The organism is Xanthobacter sp. SG618, assembly GCF_012932745.1.
In the GTDB taxonomy this organism is placed as follows: domain Bacteria; phylum Pseudomonadota; class Alphaproteobacteria; order Rhizobiales; family Xanthobacteraceae; genus Xanthobacter; species Xanthobacter flavus.
This window is the reverse complement of the sequence record NZ_JABBHL010000001.1, coordinates 739,519-753,533: the sequence shown is the minus strand read 5'-3', so window position 1 is coordinate 753,533 and position 14,015 is coordinate 739,519. Positions and strand designations below refer to the sequence as shown.

The 14,015-nt window shown below is 68.5% G+C and carries 13 protein-coding genes; 11 read left to right on the top strand and 2 right to left on the bottom strand.

All coding sequences use genetic code 11. The features are described from left to right. Positions 1-95 precede the first annotated feature (95 nt). The 6 genes from waaF (at position 96) to FHT36_RS03490 (ending at position 6,704) form a co-directional block, all read left to right on the top strand. The gene (waaF, locus tag FHT36_RS03515; protein WP_169121103.1) at positions 96-1,118 is read left to right on the top strand and encodes a lipopolysaccharide heptosyltransferase II; all 1,023 of its coding nucleotides are present in this window, start codon (positions 96-98) and stop codon (positions 1,116-1,118) included. Beyond that, positions 1,115-2,125 carry a lipopolysaccharide heptosyltransferase I gene (gene waaC, locus FHT36_RS03510; RefSeq protein WP_169121102.1) on the top strand — a complete coding sequence of 337 codons (1,011 nt, stop codon included), beginning with the start codon at positions 1,115-1,117 and terminating at the stop codon, positions 2,123-2,125. Before waaF ends, waaC begins: the two co-directional genes overlap by 4 nt. Positions 2,126-2,212: 87 nt before the next feature. Further along, entirely contained in the window at positions 2,213-3,226 is a 1,014-nt protein-coding gene (gene rfaD / locus FHT36_RS03505; RefSeq protein ID WP_169121101.1) for an ADP-glyceromanno-heptose 6-epimerase, read from the top strand. Positions 3,227-4,069: 843 nt separating this feature from the next. After that, a complete protein-coding gene (gene cobU / locus FHT36_RS03500) occupies positions 4,070-4,621 on the top strand; it encodes a bifunctional adenosylcobinamide kinase/adenosylcobinamide-phosphate guanylyltransferase (protein ID WP_169121100.1) in 552 nt (183 codons plus the stop codon). After that, a complete protein-coding gene (gene cobO / locus FHT36_RS03495) occupies positions 4,618-5,250 on the top strand; it encodes a cob(I)yrinic acid a,c-diamide adenosyltransferase (protein WP_169121099.1) in 633 nt (210 codons plus the stop codon). The genes cobU and cobO overlap by 4 nt, the downstream gene beginning before the upstream one ends. Next, positions 5,250-6,704, top strand: a complete 1,455-nt coding sequence (locus FHT36_RS03490) for a cobyric acid synthase (RefSeq protein WP_246701992.1) — start codon at positions 5,250-5,252, stop codon at positions 6,702-6,704. Before cobO ends, FHT36_RS03490 begins: the two co-directional genes overlap by 1 nt. 4 nt (positions 6,705-6,708) lie before the next feature. On the opposite strand, the gene cbiB is transcribed toward FHT36_RS03490, so the two are convergent. Then, positions 6,709-7,674 (bottom strand): adenosylcobinamide-phosphate synthase CbiB, encoded by a 966-nt coding sequence (cbiB, locus tag FHT36_RS03485; RefSeq protein WP_169121098.1) that lies wholly within the window; start codon positions 7,672-7,674, stop codon positions 6,709-6,711. A 170-nt stretch (positions 7,675-7,844) separates the two neighbouring features. On the opposite strand from cbiB, the gene FHT36_RS03480 reads away from it, so the two are divergent. The 4 genes from FHT36_RS03480 (at position 7,845) to FHT36_RS03465 (ending at position 12,031) form a co-directional block, all read left to right on the top strand. Then, positions 7,845-8,603 carry a metallophosphoesterase family protein gene (locus FHT36_RS03480; RefSeq protein WP_246701991.1) on the top strand — a complete coding sequence of 253 codons (759 nt, stop codon included), beginning with the start codon at positions 7,845-7,847 and terminating at the stop codon, positions 8,601-8,603. A gap of 317 nt (positions 8,604-8,920) precedes the next feature. Then, positions 8,921-10,072, top strand: coding sequence for a polysaccharide biosynthesis/export family protein (locus tag FHT36_RS03475; RefSeq protein WP_169121097.1), 1,152 nt, complete (start codon positions 8,921-8,923; stop codon positions 10,070-10,072). A gap of 205 nt (positions 10,073-10,277) precedes the next feature. Beyond that, positions 10,278-11,450, top strand: a complete 1,173-nt coding sequence (locus tag FHT36_RS03470) for a VWA domain-containing protein (RefSeq protein WP_169121096.1) — start codon at positions 10,278-10,280, stop codon at positions 11,448-11,450. After that, positions 11,447-12,031, top strand: a complete 585-nt coding sequence (locus FHT36_RS03465) for a hypothetical protein (protein WP_169121095.1) — start codon at positions 11,447-11,449, stop codon at positions 12,029-12,031. Before FHT36_RS03470 ends, FHT36_RS03465 begins: the two co-directional genes overlap by 4 nt. Here FHT36_RS03465 and FHT36_RS03460 read toward each other — a convergent pair. After that, positions 12,017-13,024, bottom strand: coding sequence for a YcjF family protein (locus FHT36_RS03460; protein WP_169121094.1), 1,008 nt, complete (start codon positions 13,022-13,024; stop codon positions 12,017-12,019). The two genes, FHT36_RS03465 and FHT36_RS03460, sit on opposite strands and share 15 nt — an antisense overlap. 182 nt (positions 13,025-13,206) lie before the next feature. Between FHT36_RS03460 and FHT36_RS03455 the strand changes: the two genes are divergently transcribed. After that, on the top strand, positions 13,207-13,938 hold the full coding sequence (locus FHT36_RS03455; protein WP_169121093.1) for a cytochrome c biogenesis CcdA family protein: 732 nt from the start codon (positions 13,207-13,209) through the stop codon (positions 13,936-13,938). The last annotated feature ends 77 nt before the right edge of the window (positions 13,939-14,015 follow it).

Sequence of the window (14,015 nt, the reverse complement as noted above, 5' to 3'; positions counted from 1 at the left end):
CGCTCCATCAACGACCGCCGCGTCCGGGCCAGCGTGCTTGACGCGGCGGGTCCGCCTTGTCATGACGCGGGGCGTTCCACCCCGCGAGTTTTCGCATGCGTGCCCTCGGTTCCGTATCGCCGCTCCTGCTCGTCGGCCCCTCGTGGGTCGGTGACATGGTTATGGCGGCGAGCCTTGTGGACGTGCTGCGCCTGCGCGAGCCCGGCCGGCCCATCGATGTGCTGGCGCCTCCCGCCTCCCTTCCCGTCGCCCGCATGATCCCCGGCGTTCGCCGCACCATCCCGCTGGGGCTGGGCCATGGCGAGCTCGGCCTTCTCGCCCGCTGGAAAGCCGGCCGCGCCCTGCGCGGCGAAGGCTACGGCAAAGCGATCATCCTGCCGCGGGCCTTCAAGGCCGCCATCGTTCCGCTCGCCGCCGAGATTCCCGAGCGCGTGGGCTATCGCGCCGAACTGCGCAGCGCGCTTCTCACCGACGCCCGCCCCGACCCCGATCGCAAGACCGCCCGCACGCTGGATCGCTTTGTCGCGCTCGGCCTGCCACCGGGCTCCATCGCCCGCGCGCCGCGTCCGCGGCTGATGCTGCCCGATGGCGCCGTGGACGTGGCTGCCGCCAAATACCCCCTCGCCGGCGAGGAGCCAGTGATGGTGCTGTGCCCGGGTGCCGAATACGGGCCCGCCAAGCGCTGGCCGGCGGCGAAGTTCGCGGCGCTTGCCGCGCTGGCGGTGAAGGAGGGCTATCGCATCCGCATCCTCGGCTCGCCCAAGGATGCGGATGCGGCGCACGCCATCGAGGCCTCGGCCGGCGTGCCGGTGGACAATCTCGTCGGCCGCACCACCCTCTTCGAGGCCGCCGCCATCCTCGCCGGGGCGGACGTAGTGATTTCCAACGATTCCGGCCTGATGCACATCGCCGGCGCGTTCGACCGCAAGCTGGTCGTGATCTACGGCGCGTCATCCGAGAAGATGACGCCCCCGGCCTCGCCCTTCGCCCGCGTGGTCTCCCGCGACCTGCCGTGCCGGCCCTGCCACAAGCGGGAATGCCCGCTGAAGACGCTGGCGTGCCTCGAAGGCATCGCGGCAGAGGACGTGCTGGCCGCGGCCGAGCAAATGCGCCGATGAAGCTGCTGCTGGTGAAGCTGTCGTCGCTGGGGGACGTGGTCCACACCTTCCCCGCGCTGACGGACGCCGCCGCCCGCGTGCCCGGCCTCACCGTGGACTGGGCGGTGGAGGAGGCCTTCGCGCCGGTCGCCCGGCTCCATCCCGCCGTCCGCCGCACCATCACCGTTCCGCTCCGCCGCATGTTGCGCCGGCCGCTCGCTGCGCTTTCGGGCGGGGAGGTGGGGCGCGTGCGCGGGGTGCTGTCGGCCGAGCCCTATGATCTCGTCATCGATGGCCAGGGGCTGATGAAGAGTGCCGCCGTGGCGACGCTGGCCCGCGGCCGCCGCCACGGTTTCGACCAGGCGAGTGCGCGCGAAGGGCTGGCAAGCCTCCTTTATGGCGCGCGCCACCATGTGCCCGAGGTGGAGCACATGGCGGTGCGCCTCCGGAAGCTTTTCGCGGCGGCCCTCGGCTATCGGCTCGATGATCTGCCCGCCGACACGGGCCTGCGGCCGGCTCCCTGCGGCGTGCCCTATCTCGTCTTCCTGCACGGCACCACGTGGCCGACCAAGACGTGGACCCTCGACGGCTGGCGCGCCCTGGCGGGGCTGGCGGGTGAGGCGGGGGTGGAGGTGCGCCTGTTCGCCCACGGCGCCGAGGAGCGTGCCCGCGCCGAGGCCATCGCTGCCGGGCAGGACAATGTGCGCCTGCTGCCACCCCAAGGGCTGGAGGGGCTCGCCCCGCAGATCGCCGGAGCGGCGGGCGTCGTGACGGTGGACACGGGCCTCGGCCATCTTGCCGCGGCCTATGGGGTGCCGACTGTCGGTCTCTATGGACCCACCAACCCGGTGCTGACCGGCCTGTTCGGCCCGCGCGTCGTCGAGCTGAAGGCGCGTCGCGACTGTGCGCCCTGCGAGAAGGCCCGCTGCCGCATCGCGCCCGCGACCATCGAGGGGCCGCCCTGCCTTGCCGACATCTCCGCCGCCGAGGTCTGGCAGGCGCTCGGGAGGCTGAGCGCGGCAGCCTGATACTGGCGGTTCGGCCACGGTCGAGATGGACAAGGTATCGGCGGGGTGGCACACCCTGCGCCCAATGGACTGGATGGGATGCCCGCTATGACCCGATCGGTGGCGTTGAGTCGTGACCTTCTGCTCGTCACCGGCGGCGCGGGCTTCATCGGCTCCAACATCGCCCGCGCGGCGGCGGAGGACGGCTATCGCGTCGTCGTGGCCGACTGGCTGGAAGACGGCCCCAAATGGCGCAACATCTCCGACATCCCGCTCCATGACGTGATCCGTCCCGAGACGATCAACGACTTCGTGGAGAAGGAAGGCGGGCGGCTCGCCGCGGTGGTCCATATGGGCGCCATTTCCGCCACCACCGAGCGCGACGCCGACAAGATCGTCGCCCGCAACATCCGCGCGACGCTGGACCTGTGGGACCTGTGCGCGCAGAAGGCGCTGGGTCTGATCTTCGCCTCCTCGGCCGCGACCTATGGCGACGGCACCCAGGGCTTCCGCGATTCCGAGGCGGGGGACGATCTCGCCGCGCTCGCGCCGCTCAATCCCTATGGCTGGTCCAAGCTGTTCGTGGACCGCCGCATCATGGCGGATATCGCCGAGGGCCGGCCCCGGCCGCCGCAGTTTGCGGGCCTGCGCTTCTTCAACGTGTACGGACCCGGCGAGGCCCACAAGGGCGACATGCGCTCGGTGGTCCACAAGATCTATCCGAACGCCGAGGCGGGGGAGAGCGTGACGCTCTTCAAGTCCCACGACCCGCGCTACACGGACGGCGGGCAGCTGCGCGACTTCGTCTATGTGGGCGACTGCGTGGAGGTGGTGCGCTGGCTGCTGGAGAGCCCGGACGTGTCCGGCATCTTCAATGTGGGCACCGGGGAGGCCCGCTCCTTCGCGGATCTCGCGACGGCCGTGTTCACCGCGCTCGGCAAGGCGCCGAACATCACCTATGTGGACATGCCGGAGAGCCTGCAGAAGGCCTACCAGTATTTCACCCAGGCCGATGTCTCCAAGCTGCGCGCGGCTGGTTTCACCCGGCCGTTCACCTCGCTGGAAGACGGCGTTTCGACCTATGTGAACCGCCACCTCAAGCCGCGCAACACGGCAGGGTGAGGGCGGCGGCTCAGCCGCACCGGTGCTGGAACAGACTCCCGTTTCGCAGAACTGACACCTGAATAGAGGTGCTTGGGTGCCGTTGCGAGCAGCGACGGCACCGTTTTGCGCGTCACATCGCGGCGGCCAACGAATACAAGGGGTCGCGCTATGCTGTAAGCGCTTGCAGCGTTGGTGCGCAACGCCGCGACAGCGCGGGCAATGGCCGGAGCCTCAATGGCCCAGCCAAATTGCAGATATACCAGCAGTCATCACGGCAAAACGGAAAGCAGGAGGGGAGGGCGCGTCTCTCTTGCCACCCGGCGAGCGGCGCCGAGCGCAGGAATATTTTCCTTTAAACAAAAAATCATTATTTATCAATATGATAATGAAATAAGTGGATGCGTTAATGCAACATGTTAAGTGGTATTTTAAAACCGTACCTTGGCATAATCACTCGCTAGTCAATTGGTTTTAATAATGAAATATCAATTTGCGCGATGCCTTCCGTGCCCAATCATGCAAGTTAACGTTAAACATTAACCATAAATAATTGATTTATATGAAAAATACCGCTCTCTTAAAGTGACTTGCGATGCGCGTGGTGCGCCACGAAGGGGCCGCGAAGCGTTCCCTGCCCCATCCGGCGATATGGATGGGAGCGGTGCGGTCGTGGCGGCGCGGAGGTGTCCTGATGCTCATCCTTCGCCGTCCGTCGGTTTGCGGGCGGGGGGGCCATGCCTATAGTCGCGGCTGTTTCGCCGGAGGTGGCGGTGGAGGAGTCGTGATGAGACTGTGCCGGTCCGGCCGTGCGAGCCGCGCCTCACGCCGGTGCCCAAGCGTGCCGGTCATGGTGAGCGCCTGATGGCGGAGGCTGCGACGGCCCCCGATCTCGTTCTCGTCCTCGGCGGCGCGCGCTCCGGCAAAAGCCGGTTCGCGGAAGGCGAGACTGTGCGCCATCCCGGCCCCTGGACCTATGTCGCCACAGCCCAGCTCGGCTATGGCGGCCAGCCTGACCCTGAGATGGAGGCGCGCGTCGCGCTGCATCGCGGCCGCCGAGGCGGAGGGTGGGAGACGGTGGAGGCGCCGTTCGATCTCGCTGCCGCGCTCGGCGCGCTCCCGCCGGATCGGCCGGTGCTGGTGGATTGCCTCACCCTCTGGCTCACCAACCATCTCCTCGCCGACCATGACCTCGACGCCGAGGCGGCGGCGCTGGAGGCCGCCCTCGTCGCCCGGCCGGGGCCGACCCTCTGCGTCGCCAACGAGGTCGGCTTCGGCATCGTCCCCGACAATGCGCTGGCCCGCCGCTTCCGCGACGCCGCCGGCCTCCTCAACCAGCGCCTCGCCGCCCGCGCCCGCAAGGTGGTGCTGGTGGTGGCCGGCCTGCCCCTGACCGTGAAGGACGTAACCCCGTGAGCGATCCCGTCCCCCCGTCCCCAGCCGAAGACGAGGCCGCCGCCCGCCATCGCGCCAAGATGGAGAAGCGCAAGGCGGTTCAGGACAAGGAGGTGGCCGAGAAGACCATCGAGAAGGGCCTGCTCGTGGTCCATACCGGCCCCGGCAAGGGCAAGAGCACGGCCGCCTTCGGCCTTGCCTTGCGGATGCTGGGGCGTGGCGGACGGGTCGGCGTGGTGCAGTTCATCAAGGGCGCCTGGCAGACCGGCGAGCAGGACGCCTTCCAGGCCTTCGGTGATCGGGTGAGCTGGCACACCATGGGCGAGGGTTTCACCTGGGAGACGCAGGATCTCGCCCGCGACAAGGCCGCCGCCGCCCGCGCCTTCGGCAAGGCGCGCGAGCTGATGGCGGACGAGACCATCTCCCTCCTCATCCTCGACGAACTGAACATTGCCCTGCGCTACGACTATCTCGACCTCGCCGAGGTAGTGGCCACCCTCGCGGCGCGGCGCCCCGGCCTGCATGTGGTCGTCACCGGGCGCAATGCGAAGCCCGAGCTTCTCGCCGCAGCCGACCTCGTGACCGAGATGGGGCTGGTGAAGCATCATTTTGCCGCCGGGGTGAAGGCGCAGCCGGGCATCGAGTTCTGATGGCGCGCGCGCTGATGTTCCAGGGCACCGGCTCGGATGTGGGCAAGTCCCTCATCGTCGCCGGCCTTGCCCGCGCCTTCACGCTGCGCGGTCTCAAGGTGCGGCCGTTCAAGCCGCAGAACATGTCCAACAATGCCGCCGTGACGGCGGACGGCGGCGAGATCGGCCGCGCGCAGGCGCTGCAGGCGCGGGCCGCGCGGGTGCGCGCGAGCGTGCATATGAACCCCGTACTGCTGAAGCCGCAGGGCGAGACCGGCGCGCAGGTGGTGGTGCAGGGGCAGGTCCACGGCTCCGCCAAGGCCGCCGCCTACCAGTCCCTCAAGCCCACGCTCATGCCCGCCGTGCTGGACAGCTTCGCCCGTCTGAAGGGCGAGGCCGACCTCGTGCTGGTGGAAGGGGCGGGCAGCGCCTCCGAGGTCAATCTGCGCGCCGCGGACATCGCCAACATGGGCTTCGCCCGGGCGGCGGACGTGCCCGTGGTGCTCATCGGCGACATCGACCGGGGTGGCGTCATCGCCAGCCTTGCCGGGACGAAGGCGGTGATCGACCCGGCCGACGCGGCCATGATCCGCGGCTTCATCGTCAACCGCTTCCGGGGCGACCCGGCGCTGTTCGCCTCCGGCATGGAGCTGATCGCGCGCCTCACCGGCTGGGACGCCCTCGGCCTCGTGCCGCACTTTCCCGGTGCGGCACGCCTGCCGGCGGAGGATGCCCTCGCCCTGTCGGCGCCGCCGCCGCCCAAGGCCGGGGCGCGGCTGCGCATCGCCGTGCCGATCCTGCCCCACGTCTCCAATTTCGATGATCTCGATCCGCTCGACGCCGAGCCGGGCGTCGAGGTGCGGCGCATCCGCCCGCACGAGAGCCTGCCGCTCGATACCGATCTGGTGCTGATGATCGGCTCCAAGGCGACCATTGCAGATCTCACCGCGCTAAAGGCCGACGGCCTGCACCACGACATTCTCGCCTTCGCCCGGCGTGGTGGGGCGGTGCTTGGCCTGTGCGGCGGCTACCAGATGCTCGGCCGGACCATCGCCGATCCCGAGGGCGTGGAGGGCGAGGCCAGGATCGCTCGCGGCCTCGGCTTGCTCGATGTCCACACGGTGCTGACCGTTGAGAAGCGGCTGGAGGAGGTGAGCGGCACCGCCGAGGGCGCCCCCTTCCTCGGCTACGAGATGCATATGGGTGCAACCCACGGCGCCGATTGCGACCGGCCGTTCGGCCATCTCGCCGATGGACGGCCGGAGGGCGCGCGCTCGGCCTCGGGCCTTGTCGCCGGCACTTATGTGCACGGCCTGTTCGCCTCCGATGCCTTCCGCGCCGCCGTGCTCGGCCGGCTGGGCGGGGAGGGCGGCGGCGTCGCCTATGAAGATGGCGTTGAGGCGACGCTGGATGCGTTGGCGGCCCATCTCACCGCGCACCTGGACCTTGACCGTCTGCTCACGCTGGCCCGGTGACCCCTCAGACCAGCAGGCTGAGGGCCGTTCCGGCGAGCACCAGCAGGATCATCAGCGCGTCCGCCCGGCGGTAGACCTTCAGCGCCATCCGCACGTCCTGGGCCGTGGCTTCGCGCCGGCCATCGCCCATGTAGGCGTCCTGGGTGAGCACGCCGGCATAGACCTTCGGGCCGTTCAATCGCAGTCCGAGCGCGCCCGCCATCGCGGCTTCCGGCCAGCCCGCATTGGGCGACCGGTGGCGCGGGGCGTCGCGCAGCATGGCCCTGTGGGAATGGCGGGGATGGGCGCCGGGCGTGAGCGCGGCGCCGGCGATGATGAGCATTCCGGCAAGGCGCGAGGCGGGAAGGTTCACGTAGTCGTCCGCCCGCGCGGCGGCCCAGCCGAAGGCGGCGTGACGCTCCGTGAGGTGTCCGATCATACTGTCGGCGGTGTTGAGCGCCTTGTAGGCGGCGCCCCCAGCAAGGCCCGCCACGCTCAGCCAGAGGGTCGGGGCCACCACGCCATCGGAGAAATTCTCGGCGAGACTTTCGATGGCGGCGCGGGCGACGCCCGCGGCGTCCAGCGTCTGCGGGTCGCGGCCCACGATATGGCCGACGGCTTCGCGCGCGGCATCAAGGCTGCCGGTCTCCAGCGCGTCGGCAACCCGCGCCACATGCCAGTGCAGGGACCGCTGCGCGATGAGGCTCGATCCGACGAGGCCGAGAATGAGCAGCCCGAAGGGGAGGGGACGCAGCAGCGCCTCCAGCGCGAGGGCCGGCAGGGCGGCTGCCGCGAGCACCAGCACGACCGTCACCACGCCCATCAGGCGCCGGCGGCCGGGGGCGAATCCTGGGCGGTTGAGCCGGCGGTCGAGAAAGAGGATGAGGCGGCCGATCCAGATCACCGGATGGCCGATCCGCCGCACCAGCGCAGCCGGATACCCCAGCAGCACCTCGAAAAGGACCGCTAGTGCCGCAACGTCAAAGGCCATTCTCTCCCCCGCTACCGCACTGCGGAAAAATATTGCACCGCTCGCGTCATGCCTGAGTTGTTATTGTTGCATTGCAACTAAAAGATCGCCAGAATCGAACTCGTGCGTTATATTAGGGGCTTACCAGTGGTTCGTGCGGGGGCATTGACACCAGCAGGGATGTTGCGGACATGACGATGCTGAAGATCCGCCCGAACAGCACCGTGACAGAACACTTTCGCGACCCGGCCATTCCGCTCGTCCCGGACCATATGCGCATCTATGCCGTCGGCGACGTCCACGGCCGCCTTGACCTGCTCACCGCGCTCCAGGCCGCCATCGACGAGGACATGGCCGCCCACCCCGGCCCCGACTGCGTCGAGGTCTATCTCGGCGACTATGTGGATCGCGGCGCGCAGTCGTCCGGCGTGCTGGATGCGCTGCTGCAGCGGCAAAAGGATCGCAAGGCGATCTGCATCTCCGGCAACCATGAAGCGGTGATGCTCGAGTCGCTGCTTTCGCAGGAGTCCTTCTCGCGCTGGCTGCGCATGGGCGGGCTTGAGACCGTCTTCTCCTATGTGCGTCCCGCCGCCGGTGCGGATGAGGCCCGGCTCTGGAATGAGTGGCGCGCTGCGGTGCCCGCCGAGCACATCTCGTTCCTGCGCAAGCTCACCAGTTTTTTCGTCTGCGGGGACTATGTGTTCGTCCACGCCGGCCTGCGCCCGGGCATCCCGCTCGAAGAGCAGAGCCGCGAGGACATGATGTGGATCCGGCGCGAGTTCCTGGATCATCAGGACGGGTTCGGCCACTGCGTCGTCCACGGGCACACGCCCATGAAGGACCCGGAAGTGCTGAGCAACCGGATCAACATCGACACCGGCGCCTATGCCACCGGCCATCTGACTTGCCTGGTGCTCGAGGGCGCGGATCGCTTCCTTATCGCAACCTGAGCGCGACGGTAGCGCCGCGCTGCAATCGCGCGCGATCGCTGAGTCGCAGCTGCGTCGCCGCTTGCAAAAAGCGAGACTAACAGGCCATTGGCAGCATTAACCTTTACAGCTCGCGCCGCCCCTACCTTAGTACGGTTTTTCGTGTGGCCGATGAGTCACATAGGGGGTGGAAACGGCGTCGTTGAGCCATTTCTGTGCTGCTCTGCAATATGCCCTCCGGCCCCTGCGTGTTAGGTAGGAGCACGTATCCCACGGGGGCTCTGGCAGTGCATTTTGCCACCGAAAATTGGCTTGGACGGTTCCGTCGCGTGACGGGGATGGCCGTATCCGTCGCCGTGTCCGTCGCATTGGCCGGCTGCAATCTCCTTCCCGCATCCGGGCCCTATTCGGTCGAGGTGACCAATCCCGCGACGCAGGACACCGATGGCCTGAGCTACAAGCTCGTGCCGCTGACCGCCCAGGTGGTCAGCGTGCTCTCGACGATGGATTCCCAGGGCCTGATCGGCACGTTCCGCAACGATCGCCGTCCGGTGCCGGACATCAAGATCGGCGTCGGCGACATCGTCGGCGTGTCGATCTTCGAAGCTTCCTCGGGCGGTCTCTTCATCCCCGCCGAGGCGGCCTCGCGCGCCGGTAACTTCGTCGACATCCCCACCCAGACGGTGGACGTCAACGGGAACATCTCCGTGCCCTATGCCGGGCAGGTGAGGGCGGCCGGCCTGCAGCCCGCGCAGGTGGAGAAGGAAATCGTCGAGCGCCTGCGCAATCGCGCCATCGAGCCCCAGGCGGTGGTCTCGGTGAAGTCCCAGCGCTCCAATTCGGTGACGGTCATCGGCGAAGTGAGCGCGCCGGTGCGTTTCCCCCTCACCCCCACGGGCGAGCGCGTGCTTGACGCCGTGAGCCGCGGCGGCGCCACCTCCAGCAAGGGCTACGACCTGTTCGTGACCCTGCAGCGCGGGGGTCGAGAGGCGACCATCAGCTTCAACCGTCTGGTGCGTGAGCCCGCGAACAACGTCTATCTGCAGCCCGAAGACACCATCTACATCTTCAGCCGCCCGCGGACCTTCCTGGCCTTCGGCGCGACCGGCAAGCAGGGGCAGTTCAACTTCGACAACGACGCCATCAGCCTCAGCGAGGCGGTGGCCAAGGCGTCGGGCCTCGTGGACGCGCAGGCGGACCCGCAGTCGGCCTTCCTGTTCCGCATCGAGAACCGCACGACGCTCGAGCGGATGGGCGTGGACGTCTCGAACCTCCCCGAGAAGCGGATCGCCACCATCTATCAGGTGAATTTCCGCGAGCCGACGGGCTACCTGCTCTCCACGAAGGTGCCGATGCGGGACAAGGACGTCCTCTACATCGGCAACGCCGGTTCGGTGGAACTCACGAAGTTCCTGAACCTCGTGCTCCTCGGCGCGCTGACCGTGGAAAGCATGACCAACACCAACGCCAACCTCTACGGCGTGAACTGAGGATTTCCGCCGCCACCAAGGCGGCGGGGCCTCTCCAGACATGAAAAATGCCCCGGCCGGTGCCGGGGCATTTTCTTTTTGCTGCGTGACTTTGCGGGAGGCGCTCGGCCGGCAATTTTGCGTGGCGGCGCGCGGGCGCGCTATGTTTCGGTCCCGAAGGGCGAAACGGCCCCGCGACATACCGCGTTGGAAGGGTGAGGGCGCGATGTTCATTGCCTTCTTCGAGGCGCTCAAGGCCGCAGGCGTGCCGGTCTCGGTGCGGGAATATCTCACCCTCATGGAGGCCATGGACCGCGACGTGGCCGGCCGGCAGGTGGACGCCTTCTACTATCTCGCCCGCGCGAGCCTCGTGAAGGACGAGCGCCACCTCGACCGCTTCGACCAGGTGTTCGGCCGCTGCTTCAAGGGGCTTGAGCAGGCGCTGGGCGAGGAGGGGCATTCCATCCCCGAGGACTGGCTGCGCAAGCTGGCCGAGAAGCACCTCACCGACGAGGAAAAGGCGCAGATCGAGGCCATGGGCGGCCTCGACAAGCTCATGGAGACGCTCAAGAAGCGGCTCGAGGAGCAGAAGGGGCGCCACCAGGGCGGCTCCAAATGGATCGGCACCGCCGGCACCTCCCCCTTCGGCGCCTATGGCTACAACCCCGAGGGCGTGCGCATCGGCCAGGACGGCAACCGCAATTTCCGCGCGGTGAAGGTGTGGGACAAGCGCGAGTTCAAGGACCTCGACGACGGGGTGGAACTGGGCACCCGCAACATCAAGGTCGCCCTGCGTCGGCTGCGCAAGTTCGCCCGCATCGGCGCGCCCGACGAACTGGATCTCGACGGCACCATCCGGGAGACCGCCCGCCAGGGCTATCTCGACGTGAAGCTGCGGCCGGAGCGGCGCAATGCGGTGAAGGTGCTGCTGTTCCTCGACGTGGGCGGCTCCATGGATTGGCACGTGGAGCAGGTGGAGGAGCTGTTCTCCGCCGCGCGCATGGAGTTCAAGCACCTCGAGCACTTCTATTTCCACAACTGCGTCTATGAGAGCGTGTGGAAATCCAATGCCCGCCGGGCTTCCGAGCGCATCCCCCTGTTCGACGTGCTCCACACCTACGGCCACGACTACAAGCTGATCTTCGTCGGCGATGCCTCCATGAGCCCCTACGAGATCACGTTCGCCAACGGCTCGGTGGAGCACAACAATGCCGAGCCGGGGAAGCTGTGGCTCGAACGCCTGCTCACCACCTATCCCAAGGCGGTCTGGCTGAACCCGGTGCCGGAGCCGCACTGGGGCTATACGGAATCCATCCGCCTCGTGCGCCACATCCTGGAAGGGCGCATGTTCCCCCTCACCGTGAAAGGCATCGACTCCGCCATGCGGGAGCTGACGTGACGGCCACTTCTCCCGCGGGACCGATCAGTTATTCGCATCTGCCCCGCCTCGGCGGCGCGGGGGTGCGGCTGGAGCTGGACCGGGTGGCGCTCGCCTGGAGCATCGGCCCGCGCGAGGGCCGGCTGCCGTTGGCGGACATCACATCGGTGCAATTGCGCTTCCTGCCGGCCAAGTTCGCCGCGCCCAGCTTCGAGATGGAGATCGCCGGGCGCGATGGCACGCGTCTGAAAGCGGGCTCTGCCTCGCGCATCTCGCTCACCGGTGTGCGCGACCAGCGGGAGGATTATGCGGCGTTCGTCCGGGCTCTGCACCGGGCGCTCGCCAACACGGCCGCGCGGCCCCGCTGCCGCGGCGGCTATGCGCCGTTCCGCTTCTGGATGATGGTCGCGGCGGGCCTTGCTGCGCTCGCCGGCCTGCTTGCGGTCTTCGGCTTCGCCATCTGGCAGCAGGAATGGGCCTTTGCCCTGTTCCTCGGTGCGCTGGGGGCGTTCGTGGTATGGCCCACCGCCGAGATGATCTGGCGCAACCGGCCGGTCACCTACACGCCCGAGGCCCTGCCGCGTCACCTATTGCCGGCGTGAGGCCACCGTTTCCTCTTCCTCGGTCTTGCGCATCAGCCCGGTGGCCACATCCGAGAGGCGCGGGGCGGGCAGGGCGGTGAAGGGCAGCGGCCGTGTCACCGCGATGGCGGCAAGGCCGAGCCGGGCCGTGAGCAGTCCGTTCACCACGCCCTCGCCCAGCCGGGCGGAGAGCCGCGCGGCCAGACCCTGGCCGACGATCTGCTGCACCAGCGTATCGCCCGCCGCCATGCCGCCGGTGACGGCGAGATGCCCGAGCACATGGCGCACGAGGCGGAAGGTGCCGAGCGTGCCCGGACGTCCGCCATAGAGATAGGCGAGCCGGCGCATCAGCGTCACGGCGCTATAGAGCACGAAGGCGAGGTCCACCGCCGCGCGCGGCGACACCGCGGTGACGACGGAGACGTTGCGAGCGGCGTCCGACACCATCTGCCGTGCCTGCGCATCCAGCGCGGGCAGCAGCGTGCGCTCGGCGAGGCGCACGAGATCGGCTCCGTCGATGATGCCGGAGAGATGGCCTTCCAGATCCATGCGCGCCCGCGCAAGGGTGGGGGCATGGGAGGACAGCTTCAGCACGTCCCTGACCACGCCTTCAGCGAGCGGCCGGTCGTCCTCGGCCAAGGCGCGCTCGGCGCGGTCGCGGATGTCGTCGAGGCGGGCCAGCCGCGACAGCCCCGCCACCTCGCGCGCGACGATCAGCACGGCGGCGATGACAAGCAAAGCGGTAACGCCGATGCCCACCCAGCCGAGCCATGGCGCGCGGGCATAGAGGTCCTCGACCAGCTTGCTGAGCCCCACATAGGCGGCAAGGCTCAGCACGCCCCCGAGGGCGGACCAGAACAGCCCAGCAAGGGACAGGCCCCAGCCGCGCTTCGGCGGCACCGGAACGGGCAGAGCGGCTTCCACCTCGGCCATTTCAGGCGGCGCCAGGGTGATGTTCGCCTCGTCGAGGCGGAACACCTGCGGCCGCCGGGGGGAATTGCGCTCGTCGCTCATGGTGCTGAGATGTCCCTGAATTGCGGCGTCCGCAAGGGCCGGGCGCGCGTGCGAACCGCGCAGGGCGCCGCTCACAAGCCGGCGAGCGCGGCGAAGTGTGGCTTGCCCCGGCCGGCGCGGGGCTCCAATAGGGGCGCAAAGAGGGGCGTTCCCGTCCACCAGAAGAGAGCCGCGACCCAAGAATGGCCGACGTGACCCTGCCTGCCGCCTTCCTCGCCGGCCTCGCAAGCTTCGTTTCCCCCTGCGTCCTGCCTCTGGTGCCGCCCTATCTGTGCTTTCTCGGCGGCAGCACGCTGGAAGACCTCGCCGGAGCCGAGCCGGTGAAGGAGGTGGAGCGGCGCGCGCTGGTGGGGGCGGCGCTGTTCGTCTCGGGCTTCAGCGTGGTGTTCGTGGCGCTGGGGGCGGGCGCCTCGGCCATCGGCGATGTGCTCCGTGCGCATCTCGACGTGCTGTCGATCATCGCCGGGCTCGCCATCATCGTCATGGGGCTCAACTTCCTCGGCGTGTTCCGCATCCATCTGCTGCACCGCACGGCGCGGCCGCATGTGCAAGCGCCGGCGGGGCTGTGGGGCGCCTTCGTGATGGGCCTCGCCTTCGCCTTCGGCTGGACGCCGTGCCTCGGCCCGGTGCTGGGCGCCATCCTCGCGGTGGCGGGATCGGAGGCGACGGTCTCCAAGGGCGCGGGCCTGCTCGCCGTCTATTCGCTGGGCCTCGGCGTGCCCTTCCTGGCGGCGGCCTTTGCTGTGCGGCCGTTCCTGCGCGGCCTCGTCCACATGCGCAAGATGCTGCCGGTGGTGGAGAAGGCCATGGGCGCGCTGCTGGTGCTCACCGGCATCGCCTTCATGTCCGGCTGGATCGCCCATGTGAGCTACTGGCTGATCGAGACCTTCCCCTCATTGTCCACCATCGGCTGAGGAGATTGCGCGTTGGCGGGGCTTCCGGGATACTCCGCGCCCCGAACCCTTCCTCGCGCGCCGGCGCAATGCCGGAT